Raw genomic sequence first — 22,733 nt, 5'->3', positions numbered from 1 at the left:
GTGACCCATTTATGTTATACTAAAAGATAACTATGTGGTTTAAAGAGCTGTTTTTATATACAGGAGGAATATAGGTGAGAAGGAAAAGGTGGTCGTACCTGATTGCCTGTGTGGTGCTGGCAGGTGGGCTGGCAGCGCCTGGCACATATACCAAGGTGTACGCGCAGGATTATGAAAATGTAGAATACGTAACCAGTGTGTCAGAGCTTAGAGATTCCATGGACGAAGCTGATGTGGTAAACTCGGCCGATGTGATGGATAGAGGAGCGGATGTCGACGCAGCGGCAATGTACAGCAGTGAGTCAGCCGACATATACAGTCTTCGCAGGATCATATTGTATACAGATGAAGTGCCGGAGACCTATGGCGCGACAACAGTCATCTGTTATGACAAATACGATTACTATGTGCTTGGCTACGATACCGAGGAAGCGACGAAACAGGCATACGAAAAGCTTCAGGAAGAGTACGAGCCTGAAAAATGTATGCTTGATCAGGTCATATATTCAGAAGATGTGTTGGCGGATTTGGATTCAAATTCGTATGCTGCACAGCGGAACGTTGATGCCATGCTTGCCGCATCGGAGACATATAAGGCTGTAAGCTGGGGCACAAGGTACATGGGAATGGACAGGCTCAAGGCGGAGGTGTCAGAGTACAAGCTGGATGCTAAGGTAAATGTGGCGGTCATAGATACCGGAGTTAATTCCTCGGATACTCTGTTTGAAGGCAGGATAAATGAGGAAGGAAGTATGAACTGCTGCGAGGGCGAAGACCGGAGCGACTACGGAGACAACATGGGACATGGAAGTCATGTGGCGGGCATAATAGCGGATGCGACACCGGACAATGTCCAGCTCACGATCATCAAATGTTTCACAAGCCGGGGAGCAACCACAGTGTCAACGGTACAGCAGGGAATCATGGCTGCGCTTGACAGCGGTGCGGACGTGATCAATATGAGCTTCTGCTTCTATGGTAAAAATGCAAGTGACAACACCAGGTCGATGCTTGACGAATTGTTAAAAAGTGCAAAAGAAGATGGCGTCATCATGTGTGTGGCAGCAGGCAATACGAACAGCACTGTGAACAACTGGGAGATCAGCGACGTGGAAGGTGTGTCATATCCTGCGGACAGCAGTGATGTGATAACAGTGTCGGGGCTTATGCAGAAGGCTGGAACGGAGGAGACAGCAGACAGGATATCGACGGATGCGGTGAAATTTGACGATAGCTATTCTTACTATGGAAATGCTGTAGATTTTTCCGCTCCCGGAACGAAAATAACATCGGCGTGGAAGACCGGAACAAATCATGGGTTTTCCACTTCAGGAACATCCATGGCGGCTCCGCATATATCAGCGGCGGCGGCCTACGTGAAGCTGGCGGAGCCAGAGCTTGACAGTGACCAGTTGAAGAATAGACTTATCTCATATTCCGTGGATCTGGGAACAGCGGGAAAGGATAAATACTACGGTTACGGTTGTCCATACATGGCGGATTATTTTGCTAATACATTTGGCGGAAAACATCCGGAGACAAAGGTCGGAACCTGTGCGGTGGAAAGTCTTGGAAATGCGAAGGATGGACTGAGACTGTCGTGGACTTCGGCAGATAATGCAAGTGGGTATAAGATATACAGGAAAACTGCGACAAGCGCATACAAATGTATAGCTGAGATAAAAGGTTCAGGAGTCAGAACATACACTGACAAGACTGCGGCGGCTGGAATCAGATACAGATATGCGGTGAGGGGCGTGAACGGCACGGCCGAGGGACAGCCGGCGGCTACAAAGGCACTGGTCAGACTTACCCAGCCGAAGTACAACGTGAAGAATGCATATTCCGGCGTGAAGGTATCCTGGAACAAAGTAAAGGGCGCGAGTGGATACAAAATATACCGCAAGGCACCGGGGCAGAACGGATGGAAGCAGTACAAGGTGCTGTCAGCGGGAACGCTCACATTTGTCGATAAGAATGTGACTAATTACAGAAACTATACATACACGGTCAAGGCGTTCAAGGGTACTTCTGCAAGCTCGTATGATACTGCGGGGGTCAGGTTGTACAGGATGCCGGGATGCAAGGCGAAAACGGTCAGATCAAATTCCAGAAAGACGATGGATGTAACATGGAACAAGGTCAGGTATGTCAGCGGGTATCAGATCCAGTACAGTACATCGTCGAAATTTGACAGATATAAGGTGGCAACGATAAATAAGTCCACAAAACTCAGACGCAGGATAAGCTCTCTGTTCTCAGGAAAATATTATTATGTGAGGATGAGAACCTACAGAAGAGTTGGCGGCAAGACCATTCATGGCGGCTGGAGCAGTGTACAGCGCATAAAGGTAAAATAGTGAAAGGCAGATAAGATGGCAGAAAATAAGGATTTGGAAGGATACAAGATCTCCACGATGGAGGATGAAGAGGATTATTTTGACAATGTGGAGATGGAGCTCGACTACAGCATCAGTATAACTGAGGGTTCCATGGAGCTTGGAAAGGACAATATAAAGGAACAGAAGAAGTACATGCGTGACAGCCATGGAGACATGGACGACGAGGAGTTCCTGCAGAACATGCAGTCGGTGAACAATGATGAGGCGTTCCTCAGAAGAGCTGCGAAGCGCCTGGAGGTGTATGAGCACCAGAAGAAGGTGCCGTACTTTGGCAAATTTGTATTCAAATATAAAGATGACGAAGAGTATCTCACGGTATATGTGGGTATGAGCGGTTATCAGTCAGATATGAATGGGCAGCAGCTTGTGTACGACTGGAGAGCACCTGTATCCTCTATGTATTATGCTTATGAAAAGGGACCGGCATCCTACAATGTCCATGTGGATGACATGGAAGATGACGAGTTTTCTGGAGACATAGTGGAGAAGAAACAGTTTCTGGTGTCAAATGGCAGACTTAAAGACGCGGTGGATACTGACTCCAACATCAACGACGCCATATTGCTGGAGGCCCTTGGCGGCAACAGTGGTGTGAAGATGAAAAATGTGGTGGCTACCATACAGAAGGAGCAGGATGCGATCATAAGAAACCGCACGGCGTATAACCTTATAGTGGACGGCCGCGCCGGAAGCGGTAAGACGGTCATAGCCATGCACAGACTGGCGTGGCTGTTGTACAACTACAAGACACTTGAGAGTGACAATGTCATGATACTGTCTCCAAACAGTATATTTGGCGATTATATATCAGAGGTTCTCCCGGAGCTCGAGGAGAACAGTGTGCCTGAGAAGGAATTTGACAGTCTGCTTGAGGAGCTTCTTTTCATAGAGGAGGAATATGAGAGCAAGCTGGATCAGTCGGAGTTCATTATAGACAGCGGCGATCAGGACAACCAGAGGATGAGAAATATCAAGGTCAAGTCGTCCATCTCTTTCTACGACAGTTTCAATGAGTATCTGGACAGGTATGTGTCAGGTATAAAGTTCAGAAATTTCCATTATCAGAAGGTGGAGTATACAGGCGAGGATATAGCTGCCATGTTCAATGGAAGATTTGCAAGAAAACCTGTGTATGAGAGATTCGAGAACATAGCATACTTCATAGTAGACAGGGTGGAGGATAATTCTCCTAAGGAGTTCCCGGACGAGAAGAAGCGTAATCTGGCAAGGCAGATACAGAAGCAGATGGTAAATTTATTTGCAGAGAGGAATCTGGTTGAGCTGTATGTTGGATTCCTGGCGGAGATGGAGAAGAAATATCCGGGTATATCGGAGTACAGAAATGAATATGGAAAGATATGCTATGAGGATATCCTTCCTATACTTTACTTGCAGGTGTATTTCTACGGATGTCATTCCTACAACAATATCAAGCACCTCGTCATAGATGAGATGCAGGATTACAATATATTCCAGTATGCGGTGATAGACAGGGTGTTTGGCTGCAAGAAGACTATCCTCGGCGACAGGTATCAGGTGCTCTTCTATGATCCTGAGGAGACTGTTGTGGATGTTCTGACGAAGATATTTGCAAAGAGGAACGGACAGGGCGGCTATGAGCTCAAGGAGCTGTTCGCGTCGTACAGATCCACGGCGGAGATCACCGAGTTCTGCAACGGTATACTTGGCGGAGAGGGCGTAGGCGGCAACACTGTGGAGAGACACGGCAGGGTGCCTGAGGAGATACAGTGTGAGTCACTGGATGAAGCTGTGGAGTTCATAAATGACAAGCTGAGCTACGGAGACATGGACGCCTACGACAACATAGCTATCCTGACAAATGACGAGGCTGATGCCTACGAAGTGTACAAGCAGCTTTCGGAGTACACCGAGGTGACGCTCATCACCAATCAGTCGGTTGTCTATGCGGGCGGTGTGGTCGTACTTCCAAAGTTCCTTGCAAAGGGAATGGAGTTCGATGCAGTGTACGTCATGACGGACGGAACCTACGACGGAAGCATGGTCACAAGACATGCGCACTATATAGCCTGTACGAGAGCACTCCATGAGCTGTATGTGCTTGATGTGGAGCAGCCATAGGAGTGATACAAAGACAGAAATATTATATCTAGAAATATTTTTCGGGAAAATCGCGATTCCAACTGAACATATATGATGTACTATACGGCATTTCCGCTTTGGGAGATGCCGTATTTTTTATTGTTGCTATATGGCAGATGGTACGCCTGAGCAGAAATGTAATTGTGAGTGTCAGAACTCTGTAAATTATTCGCCGGCCAATAATTGAGATTTGTGTTGATTGTGCAAAAATTATACATAAATAGAGATAACGCATTTTTATTGTTGCAATATCTACAAAGAAATGTTATTATTAAGGAAACGGGGAAACTAAAAATAGTTTCTGAGTTTCCTGAGCGGGAAGTATGTACAGGAAGCTGACAGACACGGATGGACAGGAGGGAGTTATGGACGGAGAAGCACAGCAGCAGCTTAAATTGAGGATATATGAGGCGACCATAGAGGAGTTCCGGGAGAAAGGGTTCAAATTCACCATGGACGATATGGCAAGGCGACTTGGAGTGAGCAAGAAAACCATATATCAGGTCGTCAGGGACAAGGAATCATTGTTCTTTGACACGGCGACATATATATACGAGCAGATCAAGAGAAGTGAGCAGGCGGTCATGGATGACGACCGCCTGACCACTGTGGAGAAGATAAAGGCGATACTCATAGCCATGCCGGACAGCTACAGCGAGCTGGACTGGAGGCAGATATACCAGTTGGAGAATTCATATCCACGGATATTTGCCCGGGTGAGAGTAATGATGGAGCAGCAGTGGGATAATACCATAGAGCTTCTGAAGCGCGGAATTGCCGAGGGTGTTATAAGGAATATTCCGATTCCGGTCATCAAGACGATGTTCGAGGCCACGCTTGAGAAATATATGGAGACTACAGTCCTGATAGATGCAGGACTTACATTTGACGAGGCGGTGCAGTATACACTGGATGTGCTTATGAATGGTATATCCTGTAAGGAGTAGAAACGGCTATGAATGAAGGGATTATCTGGAATAGGGCCCCGCGACCGGTTCAATTCACCGGGGTGAGATGGGTGGTATATATAAAAGACAGGAGGGTGTGCTATGGGCAAGAGATCTGAGGTTATATTTGGCAACAGGATGAGCGGTCAGGTCGTCAAAAAGGCGGAGAACTCCAAAGAGAGATTTGTAAAAAGATTCGGTGATGACAGTGACGTGGATTATCCTCTTGCAGTTGTGAAGAATCCGTATATTGGGGATTCACTTGGGGTTTCAAATATTGTGATCGACGGCGGAGTCAGTGATGATGCGGATGCCGGTGAACGTGAGGCGTTTGACAGGGACAAAGGAATCATAGTTGGCAATATCAGGATGGGATTCGGACACTACAGGATATCCATGGCGATAGCATCAGCGGCCAATCATCTGGGATACAAGCCGTACTGGATGGATCTCAATTCCTACAGTGAGACCACTGGAGGAAAGGTCATAGAGGCGCAGAACAAGCTCTATTCCCTGGGATCCAGGATCTCTGGAAAGAGTAAGGCTTTCAACAAGGCGGTGTGGGAGCCTATGAATTATGAGGGCTTCAGGAAGCTGTCATACAATGCCTCAGATCAGATGAATGCGGAGCTCATGACACCGGTGTTTAGGAATGTTCCAAAGGATATCCCACTTGTGGCTACACATGTGTGGCCGGCTCAGGCAGCAGTCCACGCAGGAATGAAGCATGTGGTGAACGCCATTCCGGACAACTGGCCTATGGCGCTCCACCTTGCGGAGGGAAGCCTTCATACGGTGCAGACCAGATCGTCATATCTAGGATACAGGACACTGAACGGCATGCAGGGCGACGAGGTGCTTAAGCCTATGCCCGGCGATTCAATCAGATACGTTGGACACTATATAGACCATGAGCTGGTGGCAGCCATAGAGGAGGACTGCGACAGGAGAATAGAGAGAAGAAAGAAAAAGGCACCGATGCGTTTCCTTCTCACCATAGGAGGTGCCGGAGCACAGAAGGATATATTTGCAGCTATCATCAGGACGGCGCTTGCCAGCGTGAAGAAGGGCAACATGGTCCTGTATGTAAATGTGGGCGACTACATGAATGTGTGGGAAGAGCTGGTGAGAGAGATACCCGCCATGGAGAGCCTTGTCACTACACATTTCGATGACTGGAGCGACACCACAGCATTTGCGGATAAGGCTCTTAAGGAAGAGGTGTACGGAATACACGCATTTTGCCATGAGAATATATATGAGGCTGTGTACTGCACCAACCTTCTCATGAGAAGCTGTGATGTACTCATAACGAAGCCGTCTGAGCTGGCCTTTTATCCAGTTCCAAAGCTGTTCATCAAGAGAGTTGGCGGGCATGAGCAGTGGGGGGCGATACACTCGGCGGAGATCGGAGATGGAACACTGGAGTGCCGTGATATACCGCACACTCTACAGATGATGAAGCTGTTCATGCAGGATGACAGCATACTCACAGATATGTGTGAGAACATAAAGCGGAACAAACTGGATGGAATATACGACGGAGCGTATGAGGTCGTAAAACTGGCGATGGATATGAAGAACTGAGAATGGAGGGTTACATTATGTATAAGGTAAAGAAGAAAGAGACATTTATACCATCATCAAATGGCAAGGACAAGCTGCACGTTATCGTGTGGGAGCCACAGGGCGAGGTGCGGGCGATACTTCAGATATCCCATGGAATGATAGAGCTGATAGACAGGTACGACGAATTTGCGAGATATCTTGCTGCGAAAGGCTTCGTAGTTGCAGGAAATGATCATCTGGGACATGGGCTTACGGCGGCAAATATGGATGAACTTGGATATATGAATGCCTACGATGCGAGCAAGGCAATAGTCGCGGATCTTCATAGAGTCACTAGAAGTCTGAAGAAGGCATACAAAGGAGTACCGTTCTTCCTGATGGGACACTCTATGGGTTCATTTATGGCGAGACGATACATGAGTGACTACGGCTGGGATCCAAAATATCCGTCACCTTACACGGAGGGCTCAAGTGTGGACGGCTTTATCTGCATGGGAACTGGAAGCATGCCTGAGTATATGCTGCAGATCGGAAGACTTGTGTTGGAGCTTGAGAAGAGTCAGCACGGCGAGAGATACAGAAGTACCCTCATGGAAGTGTTGGCATTTGGAACATACAACAGGGGTATCCCGAAGACCACTATCGTGGACGGTGAGGTGAGAAAGAGGACGAATAAAGACTGGGTGAGCCGTGACCCGAAGCGCGTGGATGCATATGTGGATGATCCGCTGTGCCAGTTCTCATTTACCCTGAAGGGCTACGAGACGCTGTTCAATACACTCCACTATATACAGGAGGACAGGAACATAGCGAAAATACCGAAGAATGTGCCGGTTCTGTTTGTGTCCGGTGACAGGGATCCTGTTGGACATTACGGCAGGGATGTTCTGAAGCTCTACGAGTTATACCACAGGAGAGTTTCGCATAATGTGGCATGCTATCTGTATGAGGACTGCAGACACGAGATACTGAATGAGCTGTGCAGGGATAAGGTATTTGACGATATTGACAAGTGGCTTGAGACAAGGCTTGCTGATATAAAAGGTTAGGCCTTTAAGGAGGTTATATATGGGAGAAAATTCACAGGATAATACACAGAATGGCGCACCTGCGGGCGGCCTTCAGAAAAAGACAAAGATAGCCTACGGAGTAGGGGCCGTGGGAAAAGACATGGTGTATATGCTGGTAGCCAGCTATATACTGTACTACTATAATTCTGTGCTTGGCGTCAGCTCAGTGTTCATAGGAACAGTGCTGATGGCGGCGAGAGTGTTTGATGCATTTAACGATCCTATCATGGGTATCGTGGTGGCAAAGACCAGAAGCAGATGGGGAAGGTTCAGACCGTGGATATTCTCGGGAACCGTGCTGAACGCGGTTGTCCTCTATGCGATGTTCGCCGCGCCGGAAAGCATGGGAGCTGGTGGGATGAAGGTGTTTCTGACAGTGACATATTTCCTGTGGGGAATCACATACACGTTGATGGATATTCCATACTGGTCCATGATCCCGGCCATCACTGAGCCGGGCAAGGAGAGGGAGAATCTGTCTGCACTTGCAAGATCCTGCGCGGGCGTGGGTTCTGCCATCCCTACTGTACTTACTATGATAGTAGTTCCAGCCATCAGCGGCGCAGCCCTGGCGGCGGACAAGCTGAAGATCACGGATTACCGCATCGGCTTCAAGTGGTGGGCTCTTCTGGTTGCAGTAGTGTTCGTCATCTCGGAGGCCATTTGCGTGGCAAATGTAAAGGAGAAGGGTGACACAGTAGTGGAGTCCCATGGCATAGGTGAGATGTTCCATTCGCTGGTGACAAATGACCAGGCTCTGGCGGTGGTCATAACCATCGTGCTTGTAAACTCTGCACTCTATATAACAAGCAACCTGCTCATATATTTCTTCACATATGACATAGGAAGTGAGAGCGGATATGCGCTGTTTTCCGCATTTGGCGGCGGTGCGCAGATACTTGCTATGATGCTGTTCCCGCTCTTTAGAAAGAAGATGTCCAAGAGAAAGCTGTTTGTACATTCGGTAGTATATGAGATCGTCGGATATGTGATGCTGCTTGCCTGCAGCCTTGCCGGTGTTACCCGTATGACGGTGAGCGGAGTGCCTTGTTGGTACGTTCTGTTCATCCCGGGACTTCTGGTATTTGCGGGAAGCGGACTTCTAAATGTGCTGATAACCGTGTGTCTTGCCGACAGCATAGACTACGGAGAGTACAAGAATGGGCAGAGAGATGAGAGCGTCATATGCTCCATGCAGACATTTGTAGTAAAGCTTGCATCGGGAGTTGCAGTGTTCTTTGCCGGACTTGCGATCAAATGGGTCGGACTTATCCAGCCGGCAGATGGAACATCGGAAGTCATAGAGCAGAGCACAGGAACTCTCATGGGACTTTCCATGATGATGACAGTCGTTCCGATAGTCCTTCTCATCATAGGACTTGTATTTTTCATCAGGAAATACAAGCTGACCGAGGAGAGGATGCAGGAGATCATGACGAAACTTAGATAGGAGGAACCGCTATGAACGAAGTTCATACTTGGAATCGGTTCCGACGACCTGCCCCGCTCGCTTATGCGAGAGGGGCGATACATATTAGATAGGAGGAACCGCTATGAACGAAGTTCATACTCGGAATCGGTTCCGACGACCTGCCCCGCTCGCATGTGCGAGAGGGGCAATACATATTATTAGGAGGAACCGCTATGAACGAAGTTCATACTCGGAATCGGTTCCGACGACCTGCCCCGCTCGCATATGCGAGAGGGGCGATACATATTAGATAGGAGGAACCGCTATGATCAGATATATAGAAGAACATCAGGTATTCATACTGGAGACAAAGTCGACGCAGTATGCCATGTGCGTGCGCCCGGATGGACACCTTGAGCACCTGTACTACGGTGGCAGGAGTCTGGACTGCGGAGATCAGAATATTGTGGGACTTTGGGATGTGGCACATGACCGCAGCCTGTTCGAGACCGGCAATGCCATAGCGCTGGATGGTGGACTTACCTTAGAAAGTCTGCTACAGGAACTGTCGTCAACCGGCAAGGGGGATGTCAGCGAACCATTTGTCTGTATGACCCATGCAAATGGCAGTACGACCTGCGACTTTGTGTACGAATCATACGAGATAAAAAACGGCAGGGATGAGCTTGAAGGACTTCCGTGTGCGGTGGAATATCATAGGGGAATAGATGGCAGATTCAACACAGTAAATGAGCAGCAAGGCACAGAAGTGGGAAGCGGTGTGGCTGGTGGATTGCAGAGCATACAAGCATATGAGCGACAGAATACAGCGGGCGAGGTAACACAGCTCACCATAACCCTCCGGGACAAATTCTACAGACAAAGGCTTGAGCTAATATATGTCACATGGGATGACTGCGACGTGATAACCAGAAGTGCCCGCCTGACAAATGAAAGCGATGACGTGGAGCGGGTGGACAGACTTATGTCCATGCAGTTTGATATGAGAATGTATCAGGAATATGACATGATACATTTCGGAGGAGCCTGGGCGAGGGAAATGCACAGATCGGTGCACCCTGTAAGGCAGGGAAGAGTGTCTGTCTCATCGTCGACCGGAACCTCGGGCAGCAGGGCCAATCCGTTCTTCATGGTGGTTGAGCACGGCAGTTCAGAGGAACATGGTGAGTGTTACGGTTTCAATCTCATATATTCAGGAGACCATATGGAGAGCTGTGAACAGAATTCATATGGACGTATGCGTATACTCAGCGGCATCAATCCGGAAGGATTTTCATTTGCGCTTGAGCCGGGACAGTCATTCCAGTCGCCGGAGGCGGTCATGACATATTCAGATTCAGGATTTGGCGGTGTCAGCAGTCATATGCATGCATTTGTCAGAAGACATATAGTCAGAGGCCACTGGGCGGACCGGGAGAGGCCTGTTCTGCTGAATAGCTGGGAGGCCGCATACTTTGATATAAATGAGAAGAAGCTGCTGAAGCTTGCAAAAGAGGCAAAGAAGTGCGGCATAGAGCTGTTCGTCATGGATGACGGCTGGTTCGGACACAGAGACAATGACACATCCTCACTTGGAGACTGGCAGGAGAACCGGAGCAAGCTTCCGGGTGGAGTAAAGCAGCTTGCTGACAAGATAAATGCACTTGGACTTGACTTTGGTATATGGGTCGAGCCGGAGATGGTGAACGAGGACAGTGATCTCTACAGGACTCATCCGGAGTGGGCAGTCAGAGTGCCGGGACAGAGTCATGCCGAGGGGCGTCATCAGATGCTGCTGGATCTCACCAACAAGGACGTGAGAGATCATATAGTGGAAGCCATGGCAAATGTGTTCTCATCTGCGAATATCTCGTACGTGAAGTGGGATATGAACAGGATCATGTCTGACCGCTACAGCCAAACACTTCCGCCTGACAGACAGAGTGAATTCGGACACAGGTATGTGCTTGGACTATATGACATAATGGACAGACTCACTAAGCAGTTCCCTGAGATATTGTTTGAGGGATGTGCCGCCGGGGGAAACAGATTCGATCTCGGTATACTGTGTTACATGTCGCAGATATGGGCGAGTGATGACACGGATGCCAGGGAGAGGATTGAGATACAGACGGGTTACAGCTATGGCTACCCTATGTCGGTAGTCAGCAGTCACGTGTCCGGATGCCCGAATCACCAGACACTCAGGGGCACCCCGCTTGAGACGAGATTCGGAGTGGCGGCATTTGGCGTGCTGGGCTATGAATGCAACCTGTGCGATATGAAGAAGAAAGATCTGGAGGCCATAAAGGAACAGGTGGAGTTCTACAAGAGACACAGGCGCACACTTCAGTTCGGTGGATATCACAGGATCGAGAATGGCACGGTGTCAGATCTAAAGAGAAATGTGTACCAGTTTATGACGGTGGCGCAGGATGGCTCAGAGGCAGTGTCCTGCTATTATGAGGGCCAGGTGATACCGAATTATACTTACAAGCATATGCGGACTAAGGGGCTTGATGAGACTTCAGTCTATGTCATGGAGGGCAGAAACCTGCAGTACAGCGTAAAACTCATGGGAGATCTCATCAACACTGTTACACCTGTGCATGTGAAGCCGGATTCGCTGGCCCAGAGTGCGATAGACAAGGTAGTCAGGCTTCAGGGCGAGAAGGAGTACGTGCAAGCGGCCGGTGCGGTGTTCAATCGTATGGGGGTGAATCTTGCTCCAAACTTTGCAGGAACTGGCTACAACGACCAGACAGCTCTCTGGACGGAGCATGGGCTGAGGTTATATACATTCACCAGACAGTGATATATATGATCACAAGCAGATGTATATATAGAATTGGGGCTCTGGAACATAGTACATTGTAAAAATAGTGGAAATAATATCTGAAATGTGTTATCTTGCTCTTATAGAGAACTGTTCCTAATAGAAAATGATAAATAACAGAAGGAGGACTATACAATGAGTGAGAAGCGTAACACATGGCAGAAACAGGTCATATACTCTGTTATAAAGGAGCTCAAGACTCATCCTACAGTCCAGAGTCTGATAGATGAACTGGAAAAGAGAGGATATAAGATAGGCAAATCAACTGTGTACAGAGTGCTCTCTGATGCGGTTGAAGAGGGAATTGTCATGAATGTGTATTCCGGAGACAAGATGGAACATTTTGATGGCAATACGGAGAATCACTATCACATACGATGTAAGGTATGTGACAGGATATTTGACAGTGAGCTTCCATATCAGGATTCCATCACACAGATGGGCGTGGAGGCGGACAGCGATTTCGTCATACTGTCACACAACCTGGAATTTATCGGGATATGTCCATCCTGTAAGGACAGCCTGAAAAGTCTGTGATGGAGATGGTAAAAGGCCGGTATACATGAACGCATATTGTATGCGGTGTATGTGTACCGGCCTTTTTGTATGTGCAGGCAATGCCAAGAGCCTGTATCTTATCTGCTCTGTCAGTCTCTCTTTTTCTGTGAAATGATATTTGCAGATTTTATTTCCTTCTTTATAAATTCAGGAATCGCGGAATTGCCTTTCTGGTCAGATTCAGGTGTGTCCGGCTGCGCCTCAACTGTATGTGAGTTTACACTTATAGGATCCACGCGTGGATTGCTGATAAATGTCTTGTTGGCCGAAGGCTTTACAACTGTCATTCCGAGGATGGACTTCTTGTTGCGAAACTCTCTTTCCTCCTCTGGTGTGCGCTCAGGGGCGGCATCCACCAGATTGCCGTCTCCGAAAAGGTCTATCTCAAAGCTGCTGTCATTTTCCTCCTGCTCATCATCCGTATCGTCATCCAGCGCATCTGTAATTATCGGTTCTGCGTGGATGGAAGTATCCGTATCGTCGTCTGCAAATGCACTGTCGAGATCAGGATCGTATTCATCAGCAAATGCGCTGTCAAGATCAGGGTCATATTTTTCATCTGATTCAGTGTCGCCAAATTCAGAATCGGAGTCGACATACTCCTCAGGCTTCTCAAAAAATGTAGGATCTATATCGAGCTTGAAGTCGACCTCTGAGTGACCCACTTCAATGCCGCAGTCGTTGAACAGCTTAGTCGTGTAGCAGTTTTTCAGCTTCTCGATGAGTTCAGTGTTTTCGTACTTGAGCTGTTCGAGTATGTTTGCGATTATCATTCCCTGATATTCATCCGTCCATCCGTCCTCAAGCTTTACTGCGATACCGAGCTTCATGCTCTTTATCGCCATACATATAACACCCCTGGAGCCGTCCTTCATTATGAGGTCAGGATTCTGGTTGATATAATATGAAGGTGTTCCGTAATCGTTGATCTTCTCAGGATATTTGTGGATGCATGAGAAGTTGTAGTCTATAGTCTCCCGGAGTTCGTTTGACAGGCTGAATGGATCCATGAGCTTTGCGTAGGACATGGCGATGCTTCTAAGTGGCAGTGCAAATACTGGAACTCCACAGCCGTCTATGCCGAGCCCGATCTTGAATGTAGGGGTCTGGCTGAGCATGGATATGAAATTGATTATCTGCTGCTGTACAGGGGAATCCTTGAGCTGATAGCCGTCCGGCTTACCGGTGAGCTCTCTCTGGAGCAACATAAGGCTGAAATGTTTTCCCGAGCAGCAGTGCTGAAGTTTGCTCTGTCCCTGCCTTGGGTGGAGCTTTGACCTGTCGGTGAGCTTTGCCGCCAGCGCTGAAGCTGATGTGGAAGTGCATGGCTTCATGATCATGTCATCGGGATTCAATCCTGTCTTGCGCGAGATCTCCTCCAGCACAAATATATGATGGTTGCTTCCCCAGTGGGAAGAGTTGAACATGGCAACATCCTCGTCGGTGAGGTTGAACCTTCTGTGAAGTCCTGCCAGCAGTGTAGGCAGCACCTGTATAGGCTTGCTTGCGGAACGCATGAAAGTCTGTTTCTCTATGTCGCCAAGGTAGGCGATTGTATCTCCTGTGGATGACACAACTGCGATGGAGCCGCGGTGTGCATTCTCAACAATATTTCCACGGTATTCTTTTACTAATATCTCTGACATATATTCAACACCTCATTTGTATTTTGTATGATTTTCTTCCGATATAGTCATTATATGAAAAAGATATCCGTTTGCAAAATGAAAATTACATAATATATAAGAAAAATATGAGAAATGTAATTGAGTGTAAGTAAGTAATAACTAAAAAATATCGCCTGATACTGACAAAATACATCATTTGTCATATATACCCTGAGTAAAAAATGTTTAAAAAAATCGAAAAATGCGCATTTTTTTTGTGAAAATGCATAAAAAACTTTGATTATTATAAAAAGGATGGTATAATGTCTTTATAATTTTGCATGGAGAGGTGACTTACATGATTAAAAAAGAAATGATCGCCATGCTCCTTGCTGGTGGACAGGGCAGCCGTCTTGGGGTTCTTACATCCAAGCTTGCCAAGCCAGCGGTAGCATTTGGCGGCAAATACAAGATAATCGATTTCCCACTGAGCAACTGTATCAACTCGGGGATTGACACAGTAGGTGTACTTACACAGTACAGACCACTCAGACTTAACCAGCATATCGGAATCGGCATTCCTTGGGATCTCGATAGAAACATTGGTGGTGTCACAGTGCTTCCACCATACGAGAAGAGCAACAACAGCGAGTGGTACACAGGTACTGCCAACGCTATCTACCAGAACATAGAGTTCATAGATTATTACAATCCAGACTATGTTCTCATACTTTCCGGTGATCATATCTACAAGATGGATTATGAACACATGCTTGACTATCACAAGTCCATGAATGCGGATGTGACACTTGCCACATACCAGGTTCCATGGGAGGAGGCAAGCAGATTCGGAGTAGTTATAACGAATGATGACGGCATCATCTCAGAGTTTGAGGAGAAGCCGGAGAACCCAAGAAGCAACAAGGCTTCCATGGGTATATACATATTCAACTGGAAGATCCTCCGCGAGGCACTTGTTACCATGAAGGATCAGCCGGGATGCGATTTCGGTAAGCATATTATTCCATACTGCCATGAGAACGGCAACAAGATATGTGCATACGATTTCAAGGGATACTGGAAGGATGTAGGAACTCTCGGTTCATACTGGGAGGCCAACATGGAGCTTGTCGACATAGTTCCTGAGTTCAATCTGTATGAGGAATTCTGGAAGATATATACGAAGACAGACGCCATACCACCTCAGTACATAGATGAAGCGGCAAAGGTATCCAAGTGTATCATCGGAGAGGGAACCGAGATATACGGAACCGTTGAGAATTCAGTTATAGGCTCTTGTGTAACCATAGGAGAGGGTGCGGTCGTTAAGGATTCGATTATAATGAATGGGGTTACGATCGAAGCTGGTGCCTATGTTGAAAAGGGAATCATTGCCGAGAATGTCAAGGTTGGTGCAAATGCCAAGCTTGGAGTTGGTGAGGAAGCTGTCAATGAGATGAAGCCTAATATCTACGCATTTGGCCTTGTTACTATAGGTGAGAACTCAGTTATACCTGAGGGCGTAACAATAGGTAAGAACACTGCAATATTCGGTGACACAGATCCTTCGGATTATCCGGACGGAACACTTCCGAGTGGCGGTAGTATTATAAAGGCAGGTGAGTAGACATGAGAGCATTAGGAATTATTCTGGCAGGTGGTAACAGCAATAAGCTGGGAGATCTTTCAGCAAAGAGAGCCGTTGCAGCCATGCCTATCACAGGAAGCTACAGAGCAATTGATTTCGCACTTTCCAATATGACCAATTCTCATATTCAGAAGGTAGCGGTATTCACACAGTACAACACAAGATCACTGAATGAGCATCTGAACTCAAGCAAGTGGTGGGATTTCGGAAGAAAGCAGGGAGGTTTGTTCATCTTCACACCTACCATCACAGCAGCTAACAGCTACTGGTACAAGGGAACAGCAGATGCACTTTATCAGAATATCAAGTTCCTCAAGGAGAGCCATGAGCCATATGTAGTTATCGCTTCAGGAGACGGTATCTACAAGCTCGACTACAACAAGGTTCTTGAGGAGCATATAAGCAATGGTGCAGATATCACGGTTGTATGCAAGGATATGGCACCGGGCGAGGATGACATCAACAGATTTGGTGTTATCAAGATGAACGAGGATGGCAGGATCATAGACTTCGAGGAGAAGCCTCTTGTGGCAGGAACCAACACGGTTTCCATAGGTGTATATGTCATAAGAAGAAGACAGCTCATCGAACTTCTTGAGACATGTGCCAACGAGGGAAGAAATGATTTCGTAAGAGATATTCTCGTGAGATATAAGGGTGTCAAGAGAATTTACGGATACAAGATGGACAGCTACTGGAGAAACATAGGAACAAAGGAGTCATATTACAGAGCTAATATGGATTTCCTCAAGAAGGACGTAAGAGACTTCTTCTTCAAACAGCATCCGGATATCTACTCAAGAGTGGATGATCTCCCACCAGCAAAGTACAATGCAGATGCGGTGGTAAATAACAGCTTGATAGCAAGCGGTTGTATCATCAACGGAACCGTTGAGAACTCAGTTATATTCAAGAAGGTATACATTGGAAATAACTGTGTGATCAGGAACTCGATCATACTTAACGATGTCAACATCGGTGATAATTCCATCATCGAGAATTGTATCGTGGAGAGCAGGGATACACTCCGCGCGAACACAGTACATCAGGGAACACCTGAGGACATCAAGGTAATAGTGGAGAAGGATTTCAGATATGCGTTGTAGGATGCATACGGTATAAGTAGTACAAATGACAGTTGCGTGTGGGATCGCAATGTGTGTCAGGGTTAAGGGGGTAATTCAGATGCAGATAACTGATATCAGGATCAGAAGTGTTGAGAAGGAAGGCAAGATGAAGGCGGTTGTTTCTATTACGATCGATGACGAGTTTGTTGTGCATGACATCAAGATCATCGAGGGTGAGAAGGGCATGTTCATCGCGATGCCGAGTAGAAAGGCAGCGGATGGAGAATATAGAGATATCGCTCATCCGATCAATACAGCTACAAGAGAGCGTCTGCAGAGTATGATTCTTTCAAAGTATCAGGAATCTTTGGAAGAGTAATACCAGTCTCAAATAGACATTCAGAGCCAGTGCTAGAGGCGTAAGTCACCAAGCTGATAGCATTGGCTCTTTTTATATGGTCTTGTAAAAAAATATAGTATAAAGTAGAATGTATCTGTTTAGATCCAGATAGAATATGGAGGATATAATAATGGTAAAATCAGTTATACTTGCGGCAGGCAAGGGAACAAGAATGAAGTCAGATAAGCCAAAGGTAGTTCATCAGGTGATGGGAAAACCGATGGTATATTATTCTATAGAAGCGGCGCGCCAGGCGGGTGCAGACGAGGTGTGTGTGATCGTTGGATACAAGGCAGACGAGGTGAAGTCAGCCATAGCTGCCAGTGTCAACGATGTGAAGGTTGACTATGCGCTTCAGGAGGAGCAGCTCGGAACAGGCCATGCGGTAAAGTGCGCTGCAGATTTTATTGGACGTGATGGGGATGTGATCATACTCTGTGGAGATACACCGCTTGTGACAGGGGATACACTCAGAAAAGCACTTGATTTCCACAAGGAGAGCGGGAATGGTGTAACTGTAATATCGGCGATGCTTGATGATCCATTTGGATATGGAAGGATCATAAGGGACGGTGACAGCCTGGCAAAGATCGTGGAGCAGAAGGATGCTGACGAAGCGGAGAAGGCTGTGAAGGAAGTTAACTCGGGCATGTATATATTTGACTGCGCAGCACTTCAGGACGCACTGTCACAGATATCAAATGACAACGCCCAGGGAGAGTATTATCTTCCGGATGCGATAGAGATAATAAAGAAAATGGGGCTTCCGGCTTCCGCTGTTCCGATGGACGATGCTGACCAGATAAGAGGAGTCAACACCCTGGAGCAGCTTGCAGATGCTGAGAAGATCATGGAGAACAGATAACAATAGAACGATCCACCTGGGTGGAGGAAAATGGAGAGACCAAATGAAGATCATAGTTGGACTTGGCAATCCCGGTGCGAAATATGCCGGAACAAGACACAATGTAGGATTTGCGGTTCTGGATGAGCTGGCAGAGAGACATAATATAAGGATAGACACTGCAAAGCATAAGGCACTTATAGGAAAGGGTATAATAGACGGAGAGAAGGTCATACTCGCCATGCCTCAGACATTTATGAATCTCAGCGGAGAGAGCGTAAGGGCGATAATGGACTTCTACAAATGTACGGTTGAAGATCTGATAGTCGTGTACGATGACATAGATCTTGACGTCGGCAAGCTCAGGATCAGACAGAAGGGAAGCGCCGGCGGTCATAACGGTATGAAGAATATCATACAGCACGTTGGCAGCCAGGAATTTGTCAGGATCAGAGTGGGTGTTGGCAAAAAGCCGGATCACATGGATCTGGCTGATTATGTGTTGTCGAGATTTGGAAAGGAAGATCTGGCGAATATAAGAGAGAGCTGTGGTAATGCCTGCGATGCGGTGGAGACCATACTGGCGGATGGCACAGTTGCAGCTATGAATAAGTTTAATTGAGAGTGATGGAGAATGATACGTGTACTTGGTGAGCCATTTGAAAAACTGAATATATATACAGAGTTGAAGGAGTGGCTTGCATCCGGAGATGGATTTGTCAATGTGACAGGTACGACGGGCGAGGGCACGGACAGAGTATTCATGATGCAGGGCTTCGGTGATGACGCATCGGTGCGCCTGATACTGACATATAACGACAGGCGTGCGGAGGAGCTGTACAGCGATATGAAGTTCTACGGAAGGGATGTATATATGTATCCTGCAAAGGATATTCTGTTCTTCAGTGCAGATGTCCACGGCAATGCCATAACCAGACGGCGCATGGAGGTCCTTCGGCGTCTGGCAACGGGAGAACCATGTACGATCATAGCCACGGTAGATGCAATGTATGACAAGATACCTGCACTGTCCTATATGAAAAAATACGTGATAAATATCCATGCGGCACAGTCTCTTGATCTGGATGAGCTTAAGGGCAAGCTGGTGGACCTTGGTTATGAAAAAACTGACAGTGTGGAGGAGCCGGGACAATTTGCCATACGAGGCGGTATCGTGGACATATTTCCGCTGACTGAGGAATGTCCATACAGAATAGACATGTGGGACGATGAAGTCGATACCATCAAGACATTTGATGCGGAGAGCCAGAGATCCATAGAGGATGTGGATGAACTTGTAATTTATCCCGCGGGAGAGATGGTGCTTTCAAAGGAGAGGATCGACAGAGGTATACACAGGCTGGAGGCAGAGCTGAAGCCGTATGCGAAGAAGCTTAAGGATTCATTTCAGACGGAGGCGTATGCCAGGATAAAGGGCGAGATAGCCACGCTGAAGGAACAGCTCACGGAGTTCAGTGCGATATACGGAGTGGACAGCTATGTTGATTATTTCTACAGTGACACGGTGTCTCTGGTGGACTGCCTGCCGGAGGATGCGTACATTTTCATAGATGAGACGAAGAAGGTCACGGAGAAGGCGGATGGCAGTGAGAAGAGTTTTCTTAGCAGCCTGACGCACAGGCTGGAGGGGGGATATATCCTCCCGGGGCAGATGAAGGTTCTGTTCACTTATGATGATGTTCTGGAAAAATGCAGACGCTACAAGGTTGTGGGCTTTGACTCATTTGTGGGTGAGGATGACCGTGTAAAGTATGCTCATCGCGTGGAGATCGAGAGCAGGGAGGTTCACAGCTACAGGAACAATTTTGATGCGCTGGTTACTGATATCAAGAAATGGAAGAAGGACAAATACAGCGTCCTGTTCGTATCGCCATCATCGGTCGGTGCGAAGAGAATGGTCGATAACCTCATGGACAATGACGTCATATGTCATTACCTGAACGACCCGGACAAAGCTCTGGCTGCCAGAGAGATGGCGGTCATGCCGGGAAGGCTCAGAGCCGGTTTTATGATACCGGAGATGAAGCTCATCGTGGTCAGTGAGGGAGATGTGTTCTCCAGCAAGACATCACATTCGCAGGCTTCGAGGAAGAAGCTGCCGCGTGCCGGGGAGATAGTAAAGTCATTCTCGGATGTGAGCGTGGGCGATTATGTGGTCCATGAGAAGTACGGAATAGGTATCTATCGTGGGCTTGAGAAGATAGAGGTCGACGGCGCCTTGAAGGACTATCTGGTTATCGAGTATGCTGAGGGCGGCAAATTATATGTCCTGGCTTCCGAGACGGACAGGATCCAGAAGTACAGGAGCAAGGAGAGCCGAGCCCCGAAGATCAACAGACTCGGTGGCAGTGAGTGGCAGAAGGTAAGAAACAAGGTTAAGGGCCATGTCAGCGAGGTGGCTCAGCATCTTGTAAAGCTGTACTCAGAGAGACAGGCGAGGGAAGGCTTTGCCTATTCTCCTGATTCCAAGTGGCAGAAGGAGTTCGAGGAGACATTTCCTTATACTGAGACTGACGATCAGTTAAAGGCCATAGAGGATGTCAAGGCGGACATGGAGAGCCATAAGATCATGGACAGACTGGTGTGCGGAGACGTTGGATTTGGCAAGACTGAGGTGGCGATCCGTGCTGCGTTCAAGGCTGTCGGTGACAGCAAACAGGTTGCGTATCTTGTGCCGACCACGATCCTTGCCGAGCAGCATTATGAGACGTTCACAGAGCGAATGAAGGATTATCCAGTGACGGTGAGACTGTTGTGTAGATTCTGTACCCAGAAGGAGATAAAATCTACACTCAGAGAGCTGAAAGAGGGCAAGGTGGACATAGTCATAGGAACCCACAGGCTGCTCTCAAAGGATGTGGAGTTCAAGAATCTGGGACTTCTCATAATAGATGAGGAACAGAGATTCGGTGTAAATCACAAAGAGAAGATAAAAGAGATGAAGACCAATGTGGATGTTCTGACACTGACGGCGACGCCTATCCCGAGAACACTCCATATGAGTCTTGTTGGAATCAGAGACATGAGCCTGCTTGAGGAGCCTCCAGTGGACAGGAGGCCGATACAGACCTATGTCATGGAATATGACAGGGAGCTTGCCAGGGAGGCGATTGCCAGAGAGCTTGCAAGGCATGGTCAGGTATACTATGTGTACAACAGGGTCGAAGGCATAGAGAGATTTGCGGATGATGTGAGAAGCCTCGTGCCATATGCAAATGTAGAGTTTGCCCATGGACAGATGGATGGCCGCACGCTGGAGGACATCATGTACCGGTTCAACAAAAAGGAGATAGACGTGCTTGTATGCACGACCATCATAGAGACCGGACTTGATATACCGAATGCAAATACCATAATCATACACGACGCTAACCTGTTTGGTCTGGCACAGCTCTACCAGTTACGCGGAAGAGTTGGTCGCTCGGACAGAAGTGCATTTGCATTTATGTTCTACAGGCGCAACAAGATGATATCCGAGGTCGCTGAGAAGAGACTTAGAGCGATAAAAGAATATACGGACCTTGGCTCGGGAGTCAAGGTGTCCAAGGCGGATCTCAACATCAGAGGTGCGGGAAGCGTCCTGGGCGAGAGTCAGTCGGGCAACTATGAGGTCGTGGGCTATGACCTTTACTGCAAGATGCTTAATGATGCGGTCAGGGAGCTCCGCGGCGAGAAGGTTTTCCATGAATACGAGACGGAGATAGACCTTCCGGTGGATTCGTTCATCCCTGAGACGTACGTCAAAAACGACTTTGTCAAGCTGGAGCTTTGTAAGAGAATATCCCTCATCAAGAATGAGGATGAGTACAATGACATAGTGGATGAGCTCATTGACAGATTTGGCGACATCCCTGACGAGACAATGAATCTTCTTGATGTGGCACTGTTAAGGGCAAATGCAAATATCTGCTTCATAACCCGTATATGGTACAAGGACGGAGACCTGAGATTTGTCATGTACAACAGGGCTGACATAAATGTAGATGGGATAGATGAGCTCGTTAAGAGTTATTCAGGCAGGATGAAATTTGTCATGGGGGCAAAGCCTGAGTTTATATTGAAGCTTGGACGGGAGGAGAAAAATGATCTTCTCAGAAAGGCGGAATTTGTCGTGGCGGATATGTCCCAGATGTTGATAATGACCCACAGTGAAGAAGACAGTGTGGATAACAAAGCATAGATAGTGAGTTAGAAATATACAGACAGGAGAATACAAAGATAAGGAGGTGCGG

The 22,733-nt window shown here is 47.5% G+C and carries 15 protein-coding genes; 14 read left to right on the top strand and 1 reads right to left on the bottom strand.

From position 1 onward, the window contains the following. Positions 1-74 precede the first annotated feature (74 nt). The 8 genes from GT575_RS11835 to GT575_RS11800 all read left to right on the top strand — a co-directional run bounded on the left by GT575_RS11835 (position 75) and on the right by GT575_RS11800 (position 12,893). The gene (locus GT575_RS11835) at positions 75-2,360 is read left to right on the top strand and encodes a S8 family serine peptidase (RefSeq protein ID WP_161172082.1); all 2,286 of its coding nucleotides are present in this window, start codon (positions 75-77) and stop codon (positions 2,358-2,360) included. A 15-nt stretch (positions 2,361-2,375) separates the two neighbouring features. Continuing rightward, positions 2,376-4,502: a HelD family protein gene (locus GT575_RS11830; RefSeq protein ID WP_161172081.1), complete on the top strand. Its 2,127-nt coding sequence runs from the start codon at positions 2,376-2,378 to the stop codon at positions 4,500-4,502. A 386-nt stretch (positions 4,503-4,888) separates the two neighbouring features. Further along, the gene (locus GT575_RS11825) at positions 4,889-5,470 is read left to right on the top strand and encodes a TetR/AcrR family transcriptional regulator (RefSeq protein WP_070097486.1); all 582 of its coding nucleotides are present in this window, start codon (positions 4,889-4,891) and stop codon (positions 5,468-5,470) included. Between the two features lie 102 nt (positions 5,471-5,572). Beyond that, positions 5,573-7,057: a DUF6937 domain-containing protein gene (locus GT575_RS11820; protein ID WP_161172080.1), complete on the top strand. Its 1,485-nt coding sequence runs from the start codon at positions 5,573-5,575 to the stop codon at positions 7,055-7,057. A 17-nt stretch (positions 7,058-7,074) separates the two neighbouring features. Beyond that, complete coding sequence (locus GT575_RS11815) at positions 7,075-8,088, top strand: alpha/beta fold hydrolase (RefSeq protein ID WP_161172079.1); 1,014 nt, start codon at positions 7,075-7,077, stop codon at positions 8,086-8,088. Positions 8,089-8,107: 19 nt separating this feature from the next. Further along, the gene (locus tag GT575_RS11810; protein WP_161172078.1) at positions 8,108-9,559 is read left to right on the top strand and encodes a glycoside-pentoside-hexuronide (GPH):cation symporter; all 1,452 of its coding nucleotides are present in this window, start codon (positions 8,108-8,110) and stop codon (positions 9,557-9,559) included. 286 nt (positions 9,560-9,845) lie between these two features. Further along, positions 9,846-12,335 (top strand): alpha-galactosidase, encoded by a 2,490-nt coding sequence (locus GT575_RS11805; protein ID WP_161172077.1) that lies wholly within the window; start codon positions 9,846-9,848, stop codon positions 12,333-12,335. Between the two features lie 156 nt (positions 12,336-12,491). After that, positions 12,492-12,893 (top strand): Fur family transcriptional regulator, encoded by a 402-nt coding sequence (locus GT575_RS11800; RefSeq protein WP_055146706.1) that lies wholly within the window; start codon positions 12,492-12,494, stop codon positions 12,891-12,893. A 110-nt stretch (positions 12,894-13,003) separates the two neighbouring features. Here the strand turns inward: GT575_RS11800 and GT575_RS11795 are convergent, their stop codons facing one another. Beyond that, entirely contained in the window at positions 13,004-14,560 is a 1,557-nt protein-coding gene (locus GT575_RS11795) for an asparaginase (RefSeq protein ID WP_161172076.1), read from the bottom strand. A 319-nt stretch (positions 14,561-14,879) separates the two neighbouring features. Between GT575_RS11795 and GT575_RS11790 the strand changes: the two genes are divergently transcribed. The 6 genes from GT575_RS11790 (at position 14,880) to mfd (ending at position 22,681) form a co-directional block, all read left to right on the top strand. Next, the gene (locus tag GT575_RS11790; RefSeq protein ID WP_022217270.1) at positions 14,880-16,148 is read left to right on the top strand and encodes a glucose-1-phosphate adenylyltransferase; all 1,269 of its coding nucleotides are present in this window, start codon (positions 14,880-14,882) and stop codon (positions 16,146-16,148) included. Positions 16,149-16,150: 2 nt separating this feature from the next. Then, positions 16,151-17,275, top strand: a complete 1,125-nt coding sequence (glgD, locus tag GT575_RS11785; protein WP_022217271.1) for a glucose-1-phosphate adenylyltransferase subunit GlgD — start codon at positions 16,151-16,153, stop codon at positions 17,273-17,275. Between the two features lie 79 nt (positions 17,276-17,354). Further along, complete coding sequence (spoVG, locus tag GT575_RS11780; RefSeq protein ID WP_015533695.1) at positions 17,355-17,615, top strand: septation regulator SpoVG; 261 nt, start codon at positions 17,355-17,357, stop codon at positions 17,613-17,615. Between the two features lie 151 nt (positions 17,616-17,766). Then, positions 17,767-18,501 (top strand): sugar phosphate nucleotidyltransferase, encoded by a 735-nt coding sequence (locus GT575_RS11775; protein ID WP_161172075.1) that lies wholly within the window; start codon positions 17,767-17,769, stop codon positions 18,499-18,501. Between the two features lie 43 nt (positions 18,502-18,544). Continuing rightward, positions 18,545-19,102: an aminoacyl-tRNA hydrolase gene (gene pth / locus GT575_RS11770; RefSeq protein WP_015533697.1), complete on the top strand. Its 558-nt coding sequence runs from the start codon at positions 18,545-18,547 to the stop codon at positions 19,100-19,102. A gap of 12 nt (positions 19,103-19,114) precedes the next feature. After that, positions 19,115-22,681 carry a transcription-repair coupling factor gene (mfd, locus tag GT575_RS11765; RefSeq protein WP_161172074.1) on the top strand — a complete coding sequence of 1,189 codons (3,567 nt, stop codon included), beginning with the start codon at positions 19,115-19,117 and terminating at the stop codon, positions 22,679-22,681. Positions 22,682-22,733: the final 52 nt, after the last annotated feature.

Origin of the sequence: Coprococcus sp. BIOML-A2 (genome assembly GCF_009875795.1) — a bacterium.
Classification (GTDB): Bacteria; Bacillota; Clostridia; order Lachnospirales; family Lachnospiraceae; genus Coprococcus; species Coprococcus aceti.
The sequence above is the reverse complement of the archived record's forward strand: the minus strand, read 5'-3'. Positions and strand labels throughout refer to the sequence as shown.

What these genes read in the sequence shown, in the direction of transcription:
- GT575_RS11830 (WP_161172081.1), top strand. Translation starts at nt 2,376, where the DNA reads ATGGCAGAAAATAAGGATTTGGAAGGATACAAGATCTCCACGATGGAG.
- GT575_RS11825 (WP_070097486.1), top strand. Translation starts at nt 4,889, where the DNA reads ATGGACGGAGAAGCACAGCAGCAGCTTAAATTGAGGATATATGAGGCG.
- GT575_RS11820 (WP_161172080.1), top strand. Translation starts at nt 5,573, where the DNA reads ATGGGCAAGAGATCTGAGGTTATATTTGGCAACAGGATGAGCGGTCAG.
- GT575_RS11815 (WP_161172079.1), top strand. Translation starts at nt 7,075, where the DNA reads ATGTATAAGGTAAAGAAGAAAGAGACATTTATACCATCATCAAATGGC.
- GT575_RS11810 (WP_161172078.1), top strand. Translation starts at nt 8,108, where the DNA reads ATGGGAGAAAATTCACAGGATAATACACAGAATGGCGCACCTGCGGGC.
- GT575_RS11805 (WP_161172077.1), top strand. Translation starts at nt 9,846, where the DNA reads ATGATCAGATATATAGAAGAACATCAGGTATTCATACTGGAGACAAAG.
- GT575_RS11800 (WP_055146706.1), top strand. Translation starts at nt 12,492, where the DNA reads ATGAGTGAGAAGCGTAACACATGGCAGAAACAGGTCATATACTCTGTT.
- GT575_RS11795 (WP_161172076.1), bottom strand. Translation starts at nt 14,560, where the DNA reads ATGTCAGAGATATTAGTAAAAGAATACCGTGGAAATATTGTTGAGAAT.
- GT575_RS11790 (WP_022217270.1), top strand. Translation starts at nt 14,880, where the DNA reads ATGATTAAAAAAGAAATGATCGCCATGCTCCTTGCTGGTGGACAGGGC.
- glgD (WP_022217271.1), top strand. Translation starts at nt 16,151, where the DNA reads ATGAGAGCATTAGGAATTATTCTGGCAGGTGGTAACAGCAATAAGCTG.
- spoVG (WP_015533695.1), top strand. Translation starts at nt 17,355, where the DNA reads ATGCAGATAACTGATATCAGGATCAGAAGTGTTGAGAAGGAAGGCAAG.
- GT575_RS11775 (WP_161172075.1), top strand. Translation starts at nt 17,767, where the DNA reads ATGGTAAAATCAGTTATACTTGCGGCAGGCAAGGGAACAAGAATGAAG.
- pth (WP_015533697.1), top strand. Translation starts at nt 18,545, where the DNA reads ATGAAGATCATAGTTGGACTTGGCAATCCCGGTGCGAAATATGCCGGA.
- mfd (WP_161172074.1), top strand. Translation starts at nt 19,115, where the DNA reads ATGATACGTGTACTTGGTGAGCCATTTGAAAAACTGAATATATATACA.